Here is a 15894-nt window from a genome sequence, read left to right as displayed (position 1 = left end):
ACCATTATTGTGCAGATATACCCCGAATGGGGCAGATCGGAATCCGTTGTCACTGTCTGAAAACAGGCACCAGCGATTGGCTTTCCTTATTTTCAGCCGCTTAGCAAAGATATTTATTCGCTGCCAAAACCTGGCATCCATATTGCAAAACCTGTTTAACAACACAGCCGTTACCGGCACGCTATCTTCGAACAGGGGGCAACATGAACTTAAGACGACTGAAATACTTCGTAAAAATCGTCGATATCGGCAGCCTGACCCAGGCGGCTGAAGTGCTGCATATCGCGCAGCCTGCGCTGAGCCAGCAGGTCGCGACTCTGGAAGGCGAAATGGACCAGCAACTGTTGATCCGCACCAAGCGCGGCGTAACGCCTACCGAAGCGGGAAAAATTTTATATACCCATGCCCGTACGATCCTGCGTCAGTGCGAACAGGCGCAACTGGCCGTGCACAACGTAGGTCAGACCCTGAGCGGGAATGTCTCCATCGGCCTGGCGCCGGGAACGGCCGCATCGTCGGTAACCATGCCGCTGCTTCAGGCGGTGCGCGCGGAGCTACCGGAAGTGCTGGTTTATCTGCATGAGAACAGTGGTTCCGTGCTCAATGACAAACTGCTCAACGGTCAGCTGGATATGGCGGTGCTGTACGATCGCTCACCGGTTGCCGGGATCACCAGCCAGCCGCTGCTTAAGGAAGATCTTTATCTGGTCGGGACCCGTGATTGCCCCGGCCAGAGCATTGATTTAACCGCCGTGGCAGAGATGAACCTGTTCCTGCCGCGCGACTACAGCGCCGTGCGCGTTCGCGTTGACGAAGCGTTCTCGCTGCGCCGTCTGACGGCGAAGATTATCGGGGAGATTGATTCCATCTCCACGCTGACTGCCGCCATTGCCAGCGGCATGGGGGTAACGGTACTGCCCGAGTCTGCCGCACGTTCACTGTGCAGCGCGGCGAATGGCTGGATGGCCCGCATCACCACGCCATCCATGAGCTTACCGCTGTCGTTGAATATGTCCGCGCGCGGCTCCCTGTCACCGCAGGCGCAGGCGGTGAAAGAGATCCTGATGTCTCTGGTCAGTAAGCCGTCGCTGGAAAATCGCGAGCTGCAACTGGTCAGCTGATATTCCAAATAAGCATAAGATGCTGGTTTTTATTATTTGTTCTTCAGCCCGGCTGACTTTAACAATAGCCTTATGTCAGATGCGCCGGAGTGAATCGTGAATTTCCAGCAACTTAAAATTATTCGTGAGGCGGCCAGGCGGGATTACAACCTGACCGAGGTCGCTAACATGCTTTACACCTCTCAGTCGGGTGTCAGCCGACATATCCGCGAGCTTGAGGAGGAGTTAGGCATTGAGATTTTTATCCGTCGCGGCAAGCGCCTGCTGGGCATGACGGAGCCAGGCAAGGCATTGCTGACCATCGCTGAGCGCATTCTCAATGAGGCCAGCAACGTTCGTCGGCTGGCAGATCTCTTTACCAACGACGCGTCAGGTGTGCTGACAATCGCCACCACCCATACGCAGGCGCGCTACAGTCTTCCGACCGTTATCAAAGCATTTCGTGAGATCTTCCCGGACGTACGTCTGGAACTGATCCAGGGCACGCCGCAGGAAATCGAAGTGCTGCTGCATAACGGTGGGGCAGATATTGGTATCGCCAGTGAACGGCTGAGCAACGACCCGCTGCTGGTGGCGTTCCCGTGGTTCCGCTGGCATCACAGCCTGCTGTTACCCGCCGATCACCCCCTGAATCAGGTTTCGCCGTTGACGCTGGAAGAGATCGTCAAATGGCCGCTGATTACCTACCGGCAGGGCATTACCGGACGCTCGCGCATTGATGAAGCGTTCAAGCGTAAAGGTCTCACACCGGACGTGGTGCTGAGCGCACAGGATTCCGACGTGATCAAAACCTACGTCGAGTTAGGGCTGGGGATTGGCCTGGTGGCCGAGCAGTCTGGCGGAGAATATGAAGCCGGAAATCTGGTGCGCCTGGATACGCGTCATCTTTTCGACGCGAATACCGTCTGGCTGGGGCTAAAGCGCGGGCAGCTTCAGCGCAACTACGTGTGGCGATTTATCGAGCTGTGCAATGCAGGGCTGTCCGTGGATGAGATCAAACGCCAGGTGATGGAACCGGAAGAGGTGGAGATTGATTATCAGATTTAGTCGCTAATCAGTAGGCCGGGTAAGGCGCAGCCGCCACCCGGCAAATTTACCGAACCCACAAAAGCAAAAAGCCTGCTTTAAAAGCAGGCTTTTCAAATTTGGCTCCTCTGACTGGACTCGAACCAGTGACATACGGATTAACAGTCCGCCGTTCTACCGACTGAACTACAGAGGAATCGTGTGAACGAGGCGCATATTATCGACCTGCGTGCGCCTTGTCAAAGGGGAAAACACCGTTTTTGTTCGTTTGCCGACAATTTCAGCAAACCGATGATTTAATAGCAAATTTGCTTTCAAATTGCACAGCAAATCGCGCCGCCCGCAGACAGGCGGCGCGCAGGATCAGAACAGAACGGAGTAGTTCAGACCAAACGTACGTCCACGGCCTTTATAAGTATAAAGACCCGGTGCACCGTAGGTTGGACTATACAGCCCCGGTGCGCGCTGGCCCCAGGCGGTGGTGTAGTCTTTGTCCAGCAGGTTCTCCACGCTGAAGCTGACTTTGCCCACCGGCAGGGCGTAGCTGCCCAGGAAATCAACGGTGTTATAGCCATCGATCTTCTTACCGTCGGCGTCAGACACGTCGAAGGTTTGTGTGCTCTGCACGCGCAGGGCCCAGTCGCCCGGCGCCCAGTTCACCCATGCGCTGGCTTTCGACGGGCTGGCGCTGTCGACCGTCAGCTTCTGCCATTTCCCGTTTTCACGCGTTTCGGACTTGATGGCGTTAAAGTTCGCCCCGGTGCTCCAGTCGCTGTCGGTGAAGAAATAATCCACCTGGCCTTCAATCCCGTAGATACGACGTTTGTCGTCTTCCAGGTTGATGGTCATGTCGCTCTTGTTGATGGTGATGGTTTTATCCGAGAGCGAGTAGTAGGCCGCCACCTGGGTACGCAGGTTATCGCCGGTGAAGCGCCAGCCCAGCTCGTAAGCATTGACCTTAATACCGTCCAGCGTTGAGTCGTTCACGTTCACGCTGTTTTGCAGGCGATAGTGACCATCGACCAGCTGATAGGTGCCGGAGCCGTAGTACTTCGCCAGGTCCGGAATTTCGAAGCCCTGGGAGAAGTTAAACCACAGCTGTTGCTGTTCGGTCAGACGTCCAAGGATCCCGGCGTTAAACAGGAAGTTGTTGTAGTCGGTTTTCCCGCCCGGCACCGCGTCAGCGGAGGTGGCTTTGCCCGTGGCGATTGCCTGCTGCTGGGCGTAACCGACAAAATCGTCCACCTTGTTTTCGGTGTACTGGTAGCGCACGCCACCGCTCAGGGTGATAGCGTCAATGTCATAGCTGGCTTGCAGGAACGGCGCGAGGTTGGTAATGCTGTATCCCGGGTAACGGCCCACGTTGTAGGCGTTGTCCAGCTCCATGCCGCCGCTCGCCGCCGCTTTGCTTAAGTCGAAGAACTGCTGGTTAGCGTCGAACGTTTCGTGATCGGCATCCACACCCCAGGTGAGGGTCAGGTCATCCATCGGCTTGCTGTTCAGCGTCAGCTTGCCGCCGTAAAAATCGGTTTTCTGCTGGGACGCGCCAATGCTGGTCACCGCGCCTTTGCTCAGCGTCGGGAACGGGTAGTAGGTCAGGCTCTCATCACGGTAGTAAATCTGCGCAACCAGATCCTGCCCCCAGAAGTCGGTGTTCGAGTACTGCAGGTTGATCAGGTGACGCTCTGTGCCCGGGATACGGTCAGAGTTCAGGTTGTCTTTGTTATAGGCTTTGGCATCGCCCGTGACCGCAGCGAAATTCTCTCCGAGGAACAGGCCGTGTTTGCCGTCGGATTCGCTCTTGTAGTACTGGGTGGTTAACTGGAGCTGCTGATGATCGTCGATGTTGATGGTGCCCGTTCCCATCACGTCGATACGGTCGGAATACTGCAAGCCGGTCTGGGTGTTATCGATAATCACCTCGTCGCCGTTGCCGTCATACCAGCCGCCGTAGCGCTGATAGGAGACCGACAGACGTCCAGAGGCATTGTCGTTGCCGCCGCTCACGGCTGCTGAGACGTTCTCATCATGGTCGTTATGGCTGTTAAACCCGCTTTTTGCCCCGGTCTGGAACTCCACTTCGGTCTCCGGCTGGCCTTTTTTGGTGACGATGTTCACCAGACCGCCGGTACTGCCGCCGCCGTACAGCGAGGTGGCGCCGGAAATGACTTCGATACGGTCAATGTTGAACGGATCGATAGAGTCGAGCTGGCGGCTGTCGCTGCGGGACGAGTTCAGACGTACGCCGTCCACCATTACCATCATGGAGCGACCGCGCAGGTTCATGCCGTAGTTGGTACGTCCCTGGCTGCTGACGTCCATGCCGGGGATCAGCTGGGCCAGCACCTCTTTAATCTCTTTCCCGCCCTGAACCTGCTGCTCAATTTCCGCCCGCTCTATAACCCAGGTGGTTTGCGCCATCTCTGCCACGCTGCGATGTGCCCGGCTGGCAGAAACCACAATATCTTCTTCCTTTTGTTCTTCCGCCCACGCAGAGGTAGAAAGCATGGCAAGCAAGCACGGATTTAAAACCCAAAGATGAGAACGTTTCATTGTTATGTTGATCCTGAATGTGTGTGTCAGTACTCGGTGGTCTTCATTAATGATTTAAAAACCTGGCTGCTCTCCGGGCTGGTGGTGCTCCGCCAGTGGATCACGCCGGGGGTGGTTGCCAGTTCAAACGGCTCGTCATCGTGAGCGCGATTCAGAATTCGCGCCGCGCGCCAGGCCATCAGGCTGAGCTGGGGTTCGGCAATACCGAGACGGTGCATCCCGGCATTGACGGCAAACAGGCGGTTGCTCTGCGGGCCGTCCCATTCAAGGGTAAAATCGTTGTTGATGCAGAAGGCTTCATCCTCATCCAGACGCAGTCGGGAAGAGAGCGGGGCGAGAAACGCGGGCTGTACGGCGCGGTAGCCGGTGGCGAAAATCACCACGTCGCTCTCCAGCTGTTCGCGACCGCCGTCCAGGTGATGCTGGATGCTCAGGCGCTGCCCGTTCTCCTGGCGCGTCAGCGCCGTCACCGAGCGGGACGGCATCAGGTGCGCCCAGGGTTTTTCCCGCAGCACTTCGAAGCGGTGATACATAGCACGATAGATGGCCAGCAGCGACTCCGTGGTGATCCCGTCGGAGGTCATCTTCTGCTCCTGCAACATCTGGCGACGGGCGTCGTCACCGAGGGTGGAGAAGCTGTCCACATACTCCGGCGTGAAATACTCGTTAGCAAACGCGGCTTCATCCAGCGCGTTGTAGTTGTTGCGACGCGAGATCCAGTTGAGGCTCAGCGGCTGGCCCCATTCCCCACGGAAGATATTCAAAAACAGATCCGCACCGCTCTGGCCGCCGCCGACGACGGTGACGCGCTTGCCTGCTAAATCCGGCGTGCGCAGCATCATTTCGCTGGCATGGAAGCAGGTGTCGTCCTGCGCGGTGACGCAGTCTGGCAGATTGATCTGCTTCCCAATCCCCACGCAGACGTGGCGCGCCAGGAAGCGATCCCGCTGGGTCACGACCTCAAACAGACCGTTTTGCTCATCAAAGCTGACCTGCTGCACCTGCTGGCTGAAGGCCAGATTAGTCAGGTTATCCGCCGCCCAGCACAGGTAGTCGGCAAACTCCTCGCGCGAGACGGTGCGCTGCTCGGTAGTGAGGAAACGGTAGAACTTTTTGCGCTGTACCAGGTAGTTCAGGAAGCTGTGTCGGTTGGTTGGCTCCACGGCGCTGACCAGATCCTTCAGGAAGCTGGTCTGCATATGGCAGTCCGGTACCATCATTCCCGGGTGCCAGGAGAAGTGCGGCTTGCGTTCAAGAAACAGCGAGCTAAAACCGTCCAGCCCCTCTGCCAGCGCGGCAATACTGAGGTTGAACGGACCGATACCAATGCCGATGAAATCATAGGTTTTCATTGCGCTGACTCCTGGGAGACCAGAAAAAGAGGGTTATCAAGATCGCAGACGTAGTTCGGCAGCATGCGGTTGCCGCCATCGTGTTCAGAGAAGGTCAGTTTGACCGGGTTGAGGATCACGCGAATAATCTGCGGCTTAAACAGGTCGAACTTCGCGAAGCGCGCCTCAAGATCCGGATGGGCGGCCATATAGCGACGTAACACCTGCGCCAGGATCAGATAGAAGCGGGTTTCGCTCACGCCGCATTGCAGAGTGAGACGGGAAATAAAGCGCAGCACCGTGACAAAGTTGCCGGTTTGCAGGTCGTGGATGATGTAATCCGCACTGAGGCGTGCGGTGACGGCTTTTACCTGCTCCGGCAGGCTCTGCGCCTGCGGGAAATCCTCGTCCACCAGGCGCATGTCGCCCTGGAAATCCTTCAGCAGAATGCGCTGTGGGACGTAATCTTTCATCACCAGCGTGACGTTCTGGCCGTGAGCGATGAGCGCCACCCCGTAGCGGCAGAGCAGGTGATAGAAGGGAATCACCGTCGCCTCAAACAGCTTTTCCAGCCATGCGTCTGCGGTTAACCCCGAGCGTTTGATCCATGCGTCAATCAGCGGGCGCCCGTCGTTATCGGTATCCATCAGCGCGGCCATCAGCACCGCCTGTTCGCCATCCTGTAAATAGCAGGATGGGTTCTCGCGCCAGATCACCCCCAGCATCTCCTGATAGCGGTACGGCGCCTCGGGCAATGCGGCATAACCCGGATGCGACAGATATCCGGCTGCGGGTTCGCCAAGCACCTGCGCCCCGGAGTGAATCAGCGTGGCATCGCTGGCGAACTGCTGCTGTAGCCAGCGCGAGGCCAGCGGACCGGCGGCAATATACTTGCCCGGAATACCGCGGTAGCAGGAAGTGTTGTAGATGGTCAGCGGCAGCTTGATGTCATACGGCGCGCGACGGCTGGCATTGGTCAGCGTGCGCAGGGACTGCTGCGCCAGATACTCATCGCCGAACTCTCCCAGCTCCACCATCTCACCGCGCGCGAGCTGTGCCAGGAAATGAATGGCAATTTTTTGCTGCCACTGCCACGGATGCAGCGGCACCGGCAGCCAGCTGTCGTCCAGATCCAGTTCCTGCCAGCGGGCGTCGAATCGGTTGCGCTCGGCATCGTCCATGGCGCTGGCGAGCAGGGTGTTGATATCGCAATCGGCGTCACTGCTCCAGACCAGACGATCGCGTTGCACGGCGACCCAGTACAGACGAAAACGCCCGCGATATTCCGGCGCGTAAAGGCGCAGGGCATCCAGCCCCCAGCCGCGGCGTCCCTTGTTGAAAATAAACTTCGGGTGACCGCGCATAAGGCACTGTAGTTCGTCCGGGTCGAGGTGGATCAGCGCATCGGCATCCAGCGTGTCACGCGCCTGCAACAGCTGCATGTCGCCCCGCAGCGTGGCGTAGAGATCTTCCATGTGCTCCGCCGTTTGCGCGTCGCTCATCTCCAGCACGGTGGCCAGTTGCAGCAGCGCGTTTTCCGCTTCGACCGCCGCGCCGCTGGCGGTGGTCAGGGTATCAGGATCAATATGCAGCCAGCCCCAGATCCCACGCGTGGCGCTAAACTGCCAGGTCGCGTTGCCCATACTGATGCGCCAGTAGTCCGCCGAAACCGGCTCGGCGCGCAGGGTGCGTTCATATTCCAGTTCAGCGAGGATCTTCGCCACCATCTCGCGGTTCACTTTCTGCCAGAGCGCGTTCACAGTTCCACCTCATGGAAGAAGCGGTGACGCTCGCTCATGATGAGACGGGAACGTTTGTGCGGGAAGTCGAACTCTTTCACCGTGTCGAAACCGGCAGACGCCAGATGGCGGAACAGACGCTGGTTGTCGAAGCGCGGTTCCGCCACAATGCGCGCCGTACGCGGTTCATCGAGATACAGATAGTGGCTGAGGCCGCGCAGCCAGCTGCGGATATACTGCGCCCCGCGCCAGTTCTCTTCACCCACCAGCATGTGCAGTCCGCGATCATAGGGCTGCCAGCGATAGTGGCGGCCAATGCGGTCTTCCGCCGCCCAGTAAAGTTCAAAATAGCCGAACGGCTGGTCGTCAAAGCAGCCGATCACCGGGTAACAATAGGTCGAGTCGAGCTGACGGCGCAGGTAGTTTTCCTGCTCGGCCTGCGGGCCCGCCATCTCCCAGAAGGCGTTCACGCGTGGGGTGTTCATCCAGCGGGTAAAACGCTCGCCGTCCAGCGCCACGTCCGCCACGCGGAAGCTCAGGGTGCGCTTAATCTGCGGATCGTAACGGCGATACACTTCGCCCTGCGGACGATGAGGGCGCAGCGGTAAGTACAGCTGACGGCTTTCATCAAACTGCATTCCGCCGCTCACCTGCGGACGTTCGCCTTTCAGCCACAGCGGCAGCTGCCAGAATATTTCGCGCGCCAGATAATCCCCGTTTGCGAGGCTAAACAGCGCCTGCGCCTGAGGTTCATCCTGCCAGGCGGCCCACGGCAGGGTAATGCCGGTCAGGGCGGGTGCGGCAACAAACAGCTGGTCGAGGGCGTCCACCAGCCAGCCGTCCGGGAGCCCGGCCAGACGCGCAAGGACCGCGCTGCCGTCAAGACCCAGCGTCAGCGGCAGGTTTTGTTCCGTGGCCGTACAGCGAAAGCCGTAGCCGGAATGGACGATGTTCGCGTTTGCCATCACGCCTTCTCCTTATAAAACGGGTTGCTAAAGCCGAAATAGATCACCGCCGGATCGACGATGGTGTTTTCGTTAAGATCGTGCAGGTAGCAGAAGAAGTTGCCTTTGCAGTTCCAGGTCGGGTTGTCGAGCACATAATCAAGGCAGCGGGTCTGCTTCGCCGTCGTGCGCAGTTTGGCCAGCGCGTCACGCACGCGGGGCATCAGGTTCTCTTCGCTGTCGAAGCCGGCAGCGGCGAGCGCGGCGGTGACGGCAAGGGTAGAGTTCAGCAGCAGGTAATAAGGGAAGTAGCGCAGCAACTGGCTCTCACCGAAGCGGTTTTCCACCTCGGTTTCGCCTGCCTCTTTCAGCCACGCGTCGGCCCCTTCGGTCCAGGCGCTGCCCTGACAATCGCGGTAGATCAGCCCAACGGGGAAATCCTGCTGCATCTCAACGAGGATATTTTGCTGGTGCGCCAGCAGGACCAGACCGTAGTCCGCCTCGGCGCTGAACAGCGGAAGCAATACGCGGTCGCAGTAGGCGTCCAGCCAGCAGCGGGCGGCCTGGGCGAGCGGGAGATCCAGACGCTGGCTCAGACGGCGCACCACCGCCGCCAGCAGGCTGTCGCCGCCGTCCGGTGCCGCCTGGGTCAGGCTCACCAGCACGTTGGTTTGGGTATCTGGCGTATCAAACAGCAGGTTGACGCGCAGGGCCATCAGGCTCTCTTCCTGAATGACGCCGCTTTCATCGCGCAGTCCGGCCCAGCCGTCTTCCTGCATCACGCGCATGGTCGGGTAGCGCGCCTGGAGTTCCTGCCAGCGTGCCGTTTTCGCCAGCCGCGCCAGGCGCATGCCGCGCTTAACTTCTTTGACCGACAGCGTGCGCACGGAGTTGGTCAGCCGCACGCTGAGGGAAAACTTAATCATGTCGCTATTGGTTTCGCTGTACAGCGAGCGGGAAGAGCTGGTAGGCAGCCACTGTGCGCCCGCCTCGCCAAGATCCCGCAGGGCGCCTTTTTCAACCAGACGCTGGCACCACGGCTGCTCCAGCAAATAGGCAGCCTGCCACGGATGCATCGGCAGCAGCCAACGGGTGTCGGTGAAGTAGCCGAGAAGATCCGGCGCACTCTGGGCCGCGAAGCGCAGCAGACGTTCACGCAGGGAGACGTTCAGGCTGTCCCCGGCAATCAGTTCATGCTCAACCGCAAACCAGCGCAGCGGGAAGCGCGAGGCGAAATCCGGCAGATAGCGGCGCGCCTCGGCCTCGTTAAACGGCTCGTGCGATTTTGGGGCAGGATGAAAAGCATGGCCGACCAGCAGCGCCTGTTCCGCTTCGGCAAAGGTCAGCGGCTTATCGCGCAGGTTTGCCCAGTTGTGGCGTAAATCAATGGCCTGCCAGGTGTGCGTATGGCTCTCCAGGACGCGCTGCTTAAAGCGGGCCAGCGTATCGGCGTCCAGAGCGCCTTTTACTGTCTCTTTTTCAAGAATGAAATCAATCAGTTGATGGAATGTGACCGTGTCACCGCCGTCGCTGTCAGCCTGAATCAGCGTGGCCGGGAAACAATACTGGTGATGCTGCGTGGGGGAGAAATAGCGTACCGGAACCCGGATGGCCTGGGTTGGGGAGAGCGGGATATGTATCTGCGATAACTCATCCGCACGGGTTGCGGGAAGATAGTGCCAGTCCTTCGTTTCGCGCAGCAGCGCGTTCAAAAAACACTGGGCCGCAACATCTGTACCGGCGGAGCGGGGCAGAGCACGCATAGATGTACCTCATTCCATGACTGATAATAATTCTCGTTATGATATTCATTCTGTTTACAGTCGCAACTATTTTTGCAATATTTGTTTTCATAAACTTCATAATTTCCACACATTTATTGACATTATCTTCACAATTCTATGCGCACCTGTACTGAGAACATCACTGACAATATGGCCCCGAAGGCAAACTGGCCCCTTGCACTGGGCGCCGGTTTATTGGGTATCGGACAAAACGGTTTGCTGGTCATGCTGCCGCAGCTGGTCTCCCTGACCGGACTGTCGCTCTCCGTCTGGGCCGGGCTGCTGATGTTCGGCTCGATGCTCTTTTTGCCCGCATCGCCCTGGTGGGGACGCCAGAGCGAGCGGCACGGCTGTAAGGTCGTGATGCTGGCCTCGTTAGGCGGCTATCTGGCGAGCTTCGTCCTGATGGCGCTGGTGGTCTGGGCGATGGCCAACGGCGCGCTGAATGCCCTCTGGGGAATGGCGGGCCTGGTTCTGTCGCGCATGCTGTACGGCCTGACGGTATCGGGGCTGGTGCCTGCGGCCCAGACGTGGGCCATTCAACGCGCGGGGCTGGATAAAAGGATGGCGGCGCTGGCAACGATAAGCTCTGGCCTTAGCTGCGGGCGTCTGCTGGGACCGCCTCTGGCCGCGCTGATGCTCAGCGTCAGCCCGGTCGCACCGCTCTGGCTGATGGCGCTGGCGCCGTTTATCGCGCTGCTTCTGGTGCTGCGCGAAGCCGCCGATCCCCCGCTGCCGCCGGTGGCGCACCAGTCGACGCGGTTACAGGCCTCTATGATGCCTTTCCTGCTGCTGGCGCTGCTGCTGGCGGCGTTGGTCAGCCTGATGCAGCTTGGTTTATCGCCGCATCTTCATCCGTTATTTAATGGCGATGCCGTGCAAATCAGCCATCATGTCGCCCTGCTGCTGAGCCTGGCCGCGCTGGCGACCCTGGCGGCGCAGTTTCTGGTGGTACGCCCGCAGCATTTTAGCCCGAGGGTTTTACTCTTAATTGCCGCGGTCTTGATGGTGGCGGGGCTTGGGCTGATGTGTCTCGCCAGTTTAGCCCTGTTCTACGTGGGCATTGTCATCACCTCGCTGGGTGCCGCCATGGCCACGCCGGGATACCAGCTTTTGCTCAACGATCGGCTGACGACGGGCAAAGGGGCAGGGGTGATCGCCACCAGCCATACGCTGGGGTACGGGGCCAGTGCGCTGCTGGTACCCGTGGTGACGCGCTTTTACGGTGAGCAGTTTTTGATTACTGCCGCATGGGGAATGGCGCTGCTGTTTCTCGCGGTGAGCGTATGGGTAAGATCGACCGATCGTACCCCTGCTGAACATTAGTGGAACGGATGAGAGGAGGTGCTGGCTGCGTCCTCACTTTGCCGCAGACGCTGGAGCGGATCCTGCTGGTAAAACTGACAGAAACGCTGCCACAGCGCCGGGAAGCGTGGGGCAAAAAGCTCAGGTGCGCTAAAGAAATACTCGGACAGCACCGCGAAGCACTCGGCGGGATCGGTCGCGGCATAGGCATCAATGCTGGCCGCGCTTTCACCCACCAGGTCTATCTCATCCTGAATGTTTTCCATCGCCGCGTGCAGGTCGTGCTCCCATCCCGCGACTTCACGCAGCGGGATCAGCGGCACGCCGCTGGCGCGATCGCCGTTGCGGGTATCCAGCTTATGCGCTACTTCGTGAATGATCAGGTTGAAGCCCGAGGCATCGAACGAGTCCTGAATATCCAGCCAGTTGAGGATGATCGGCCCTTGCTGCCAGCTCTGCCCGGACTGCACCATACGCTGGTTGTGCACCAGCCCGATGTCATCCTCCCACTCATCATCGACGATAAACGGCGCCGGGTAGATCAGCACTTCGTGGAAGCCATCCAGCCATTCGATACCCAGCTCCAGTACCGGTAAGCAGAAGAGCAGGGCGATGCGCGAATTTTTAAGCGGATCCAGTTCGAAGCCCTGTAGCGGCACCAGCCGTTTTTGCTGTAAAAAACGCTCGGCCAGCTGAATCAGCTTTGATTGCTCTTCAGGCAAGAGATTCGCCAGCACGGGGATCGCCAGAGCCTCATCCCAGGGCAGCGCCATATTTCGACCAGCTTCGTTCGTTTTCCAGGGCCACTTAATCATCGCTTTGCTCGTTACTCGCACGTGAACAAAATGGAAAGGTCAGGGGCTGTTAGCATGCCAACATACTCTGTTAAGCAGTATGACACTCCTCTTCGGCGGCATGCAGACTGGCAGCCTGTTTAAGAGGAATCCAGCCCGCATAAACTATCACTATGTGCCGTCAGGTTGATAGCGCTTTAGGGGTATCCCCTTCATTTTGTGAAGTATGTCGTACGCGGCTATGATAAATCTCTTCTTACCCTACCGTGCTTAAGGATCCCGTCAGTATGCCCGTCAATTTTGACCTCAACGATCTCTACGCCTTTCGCGCTTTACTGGAATACGGCAATTTCCGTCTTGCGGCGGAGTCTATTTGCCTTTCCCAGTCGGCGTTGAGTCGCAGAATTGAAAAGCTGGAGGCGGCACTGGGGACAAAACTGTTCGACAGAACTACCCGGCGCGTCACGCTGACCCTGTATGGACAGACCTTTGCCGACCGGTGCGGGCAACTGCTTGTCGACGTGGAGTCCATGCTTTCGGATATCGATAAGGCCAGCGAGGAGCGCACGGGATTAATCACCGTGGCGACGGTGCCGTCAGCCGCCTGTTACTTTATGCCGGATGTGATCCGCCGCTTTCAGTCTCGTTACCCCCGCGTGCGCATTAAACTTATCGACAGCAGCGCCGGAAATGTTATCGAGGCCGTCACCCGCGGACAGGCGGATTTTGGTATCTGCTTTGCCCGGAGTTTACAGCCCGACATCGAGTTTGTCCCGCTGGTGGAAGACGTCTACGTGGCCGCCTGCCGACGAGACAGCCCGCTTGCAAAAAGAAAAAGCCTGACGTGGCAGGCTTTTTATCAGCAGGATTATATCGGTCTGGATAAGACCTCCGGCAACCGCAATCTTCTCGACCAGCGGGTCGGACATATTCGGCCTGAGCGCCCCAGCATCTGTGAAACGCGGCACGTGACGACTATGCTCGGGATGGTTGAAGCCGGGATCGGCATTGCGGCCGTTCCCGCCATGTCAATGCCCCGCGCAGAGCATTCGCTGCTGACGTCGGTGCCTTTAACCGAGCCAGAGGTCAGGCGAACCGTGGGGTTGATTCGCCGCCGCGGGCGGATCCAGTCCTACATTGCTGCCGAACTCGAAACGCTGATCACCGAGCAGTATCGCGAGGTGCACTGACGGGCGTTAAGCCCGTTGCCGTAATGACGCTGGCCGCCTGTGGCGAGGAGAGAAAGGCCAGCAGCGCTTTTCCCTGTTCGGGATGGTCGGCCTTCTGCGTTACGGCTCCGGCGAAACGGGTAATGTACTGCATGTCGTCAGGCAACTTACCCACAAACGTCACGCCCGGGACCGGCAGAAGCTCGCTCACCTGCTGAAAGCCGAGATCGTATTTCCCTTTTGCCACTTCAGACGCCACCGGGATGCGCTCAACCCGGTGCGCTTTATTTTGGACCTGGCCGTCGATGCCCAGCTTACGGAACAACTGGCTCTCAACATACCGGCCGCTGGCGCTGTCGGAATAAGCCATGGAATGCGCCTTCAGCAGCGTTTGCCGCAGGGCGGGTACCGTACTGATATCCGGCACCGGCGCGCCCGCTTTGACGACCATCCCGACGGGCGAATCCGCCAGCTCCACGCGGGAGCCCGCCGCCGTCCTGCGATCCTGTTCCAGTTTCGCCAGCGCATCGCCCACCATAATCACCACGTCCGCTTTTTCGCCCCGGGCGAGCCGGGCCGGAATGGCCTGCGGTGTTTTGCCCATCGACGGGCCGGAGACCACAATGAGCCTGTCGCCGCTTTGCGCTTCGTACTGCGGCGTCAGCTTCTCCAGCGCCGCTTTGAAGCCACCAGAAATCATCACCGTTACCTCCTGCGCAAGCGTGCCCGCGCTGAGGGTGGCGAAGGTCAGGGCGGCAATCACCGTTCTGAATGTAAGCATGAGGGATCACTCCTTAACGGCGGTTTGCAGGATTAACGTGCGACGACGATAGAGATAAAGCGTTGCCAGCAGGGCGCAAACGGCGGCAAAGCTCATCCAGTAGCCCGGGGAGGCTTTGTCGCCGGTGTACTCAATTAAGGCGGTAGAAATCACCGGCGTGAAACCGCCAAAGACCGCCGTTGCCAGGCTATAAGCCAGCGAGAAGCCCGCCACGCGCACCTCTGCTGGCATGATCTCCGTCAGGGCCGGGATCATCGCGCCGTTATACAGGCCGTAGAGGAAAGAGAGCCACAGCAGCACGGTCAGCATCATGGAGAAACTCGGGGCTGCCGCCAGCATCGTCAGTGCCGGATAGCTGGTCGCCAGCGCCAGCAGCGTCATGGCGATCAGCACCGGTTTGCGTCCGAAGCGGTCCGACAGCGCGCCGCCAATCGGTAGCCAGATGAAGTTAGAAATGGCTACCAGTAGCGTGACCAAAAGACTGTCCGAGGCGCTGAGCATCAGGACTTTTTTACCGAAGGTCGGTGCGTAAACGGTGATCAGGTAAAACGCGGTGGTGGTCATCGCCACCATCAGCATGCCCGCGATGACTACTGGCCAGTTGGCGAGCAGCGTTGTGAAGACCTGACGCATCGCCAGATGGTGGCGACGGGCGCTGAATTCCTCGGTCTCCTCCAGCTTGCGGCGCAGGAAAAAGATGAACGGCACAATCAGACAGCCAAACAGGAACGGAATACGCCACCCCCATTCGCGAATGGCACTCTCTTCCAGCACCATATTCAGCGCAAAGCCCATCGCCGCCGCGATCATAATGGCGACCTGCTGGCTACCCGACTGCCAGCTGGTGTAGAAACCCTTGCGGCCCGGCGTGGCGATCTCCGCCAGATAAACCGAAACCCCGCCCAGCTCGGCGCCTGCCGAAAAGCCCTGCAACAGGCGGCCAGTCAGCACCAGTAGCGGCGCCCAAAGGCCAATGCTCTGATAAGAAGGGATCAGCACAATCAGAAAGGTTCCGGCGGCCATAATCGACAGGGTGACGATCAGCCCTTTACGGCGGCCCACTTTATCAATGTAAGCCCCCAGCACAATGGCCCCGATCGGACGCATCAGAAAGCCCGCGCCAAAGACGGCGAAGGTCATCATCAGCGACGCAAATTCACTGCTTGCCGGGAAGAACGTGTGGGCGATGTAGGTGGCATAAAAGCCGAACAGAAAGAAGTCGAATTGCTCAAGAAAGTTGCCCGACGTGACGCGGAAAATTGCGCCCGCTTTCGAACGAACCGTTGCAGGTGAGGTTGAGGAAACCATGATTATCTCCAGTTTTATAGTGACGTTATGCTCGTCTGT

The 15894-nt window shown here is 58.8% G+C and carries 12 protein-coding genes and 1 tRNA gene; 4 read left to right on the top strand and 9 right to left on the bottom strand.

The window, feature by feature from the left end:
• The first annotated feature begins 203 nt into the window (after positions 1–203).
• Together nac and cbl are read left to right on the top strand one after the other, a co-directional pair.
• A complete protein-coding gene (gene nac / locus ACQG03_RS13775; protein ID WP_022648585.1) occupies positions 204–1121 on the top strand; it encodes a nitrogen assimilation transcriptional regulator NAC in 918 nt (305 codons plus the stop codon).
• A 96-nt stretch (positions 1122–1217) separates the two neighbouring features.
• On the top strand, positions 1218–2168 hold the full coding sequence (gene cbl / locus ACQG03_RS13770) for an HTH-type transcriptional regulator Cbl (protein WP_063162910.1): 951 nt from the start codon (positions 1218–1220) through the stop codon (positions 2166–2168).
• Positions 2169–2267: 99 nt separating this feature from the next.
• Here cbl and ACQG03_RS13765 read toward each other — a convergent pair.
• The 6 genes from ACQG03_RS13765 to ACQG03_RS13740 all read right to left on the bottom strand — a co-directional run bounded on the left by ACQG03_RS13765 (position 2268) and on the right by ACQG03_RS13740 (position 10477).
• Positions 2268–2343 (bottom strand) — tRNA-Asn (locus tag ACQG03_RS13765).
• A gap of 167 nt (positions 2344–2510) precedes the next feature.
• Positions 2511–4700 (bottom strand): TonB-dependent siderophore receptor, encoded by a 2190-nt coding sequence (locus tag ACQG03_RS13760; RefSeq protein WP_063162911.1) that lies wholly within the window; start codon positions 4698–4700, stop codon positions 2511–2513.
• A gap of 26 nt (positions 4701–4726) precedes the next feature.
• Positions 4727–6052, bottom strand: coding sequence for a lysine N(6)-hydroxylase/L-ornithine N(5)-oxygenase family protein (locus tag ACQG03_RS13755; RefSeq protein WP_023306541.1), 1326 nt, complete (start codon positions 6050–6052; stop codon positions 4727–4729).
• Complete coding sequence (gene iucC, locus ACQG03_RS13750) at positions 6049–7791, bottom strand: IucA/IucC family protein (protein WP_063162912.1); 1743 nt, start codon at positions 7789–7791, stop codon at positions 6049–6051. Before iucC ends, ACQG03_RS13755 begins: the two co-directional genes overlap by 4 nt.
• Positions 7788–8735 (bottom strand): GNAT family N-acetyltransferase, encoded by a 948-nt coding sequence (locus ACQG03_RS13745; RefSeq protein ID WP_063162913.1) that lies wholly within the window; start codon positions 8733–8735, stop codon positions 7788–7790. The genes iucC and ACQG03_RS13745 overlap by 4 nt, the downstream gene beginning before the upstream one ends.
• Positions 8735–10477, bottom strand: coding sequence for an IucA/IucC family protein (locus ACQG03_RS13740; protein ID WP_426726129.1), 1743 nt, complete (start codon positions 10475–10477; stop codon positions 8735–8737). The genes ACQG03_RS13745 and ACQG03_RS13740 overlap by 1 nt, the downstream gene beginning before the upstream one ends.
• 138 nt (positions 10478–10615) lie before the next feature.
• Between ACQG03_RS13740 and ACQG03_RS13735 the strand changes: the two genes are divergently transcribed.
• The gene (locus tag ACQG03_RS13735; RefSeq protein WP_022648579.1) at positions 10616–11824 is read left to right on the top strand and encodes an MFS transporter; all 1209 of its coding nucleotides are present in this window, start codon (positions 10616–10618) and stop codon (positions 11822–11824) included.
• Here the strand turns inward: ACQG03_RS13735 and mtfA are convergent.
• Positions 11821–12618 carry a DgsA anti-repressor MtfA gene (gene mtfA / locus ACQG03_RS13730; RefSeq protein ID WP_022648578.1) on the bottom strand — a complete coding sequence of 266 codons (798 nt, stop codon included), beginning with the start codon at positions 12616–12618 and terminating at the stop codon, positions 11821–11823. The genes ACQG03_RS13735 and mtfA overlap by 4 nt on opposite strands.
• A gap of 266 nt (positions 12619–12884) precedes the next feature.
• Here mtfA and ACQG03_RS13725 point away from each other — a divergent pair, with 266 nt between their 5' ends.
• On the top strand, positions 12885–13787 hold the full coding sequence (locus ACQG03_RS13725; protein ID WP_023300505.1) for a LysR family transcriptional regulator: 903 nt from the start codon (positions 12885–12887) through the stop codon (positions 13785–13787).
• On the opposite strand, the gene ACQG03_RS13720 is transcribed toward ACQG03_RS13725, so the two are convergent.
• Both ACQG03_RS13720 and ACQG03_RS13715 read right to left on the bottom strand, forming a co-directional pair.
• Positions 13759–14547 carry a substrate-binding domain-containing protein gene (locus ACQG03_RS13720; RefSeq protein WP_063150055.1) on the bottom strand — a complete coding sequence of 263 codons (789 nt, stop codon included), beginning with the start codon at positions 14545–14547 and terminating at the stop codon, positions 13759–13761. The two genes, ACQG03_RS13725 and ACQG03_RS13720, sit on opposite strands and share 29 nt — an antisense overlap.
• Positions 14548–14553: 6 nt before the next feature.
• On the bottom strand, positions 14554–15855 hold the full coding sequence (locus ACQG03_RS13715; RefSeq protein ID WP_023300503.1) for an MFS transporter: 1302 nt from the start codon (positions 15853–15855) through the stop codon (positions 14554–14556).
• Positions 15856–15894: the final 39 nt, after the last annotated feature.

This window comes from Enterobacter cloacae complex sp. 342H5, assembly GCF_050030905.1.
GTDB classification, from domain to species: domain Bacteria; phylum Pseudomonadota; class Gammaproteobacteria; order Enterobacterales; family Enterobacteriaceae; genus Enterobacter; species Enterobacter intestinihominis.
This window is presented reverse-complemented; position numbering and strand designations above follow the sequence as displayed.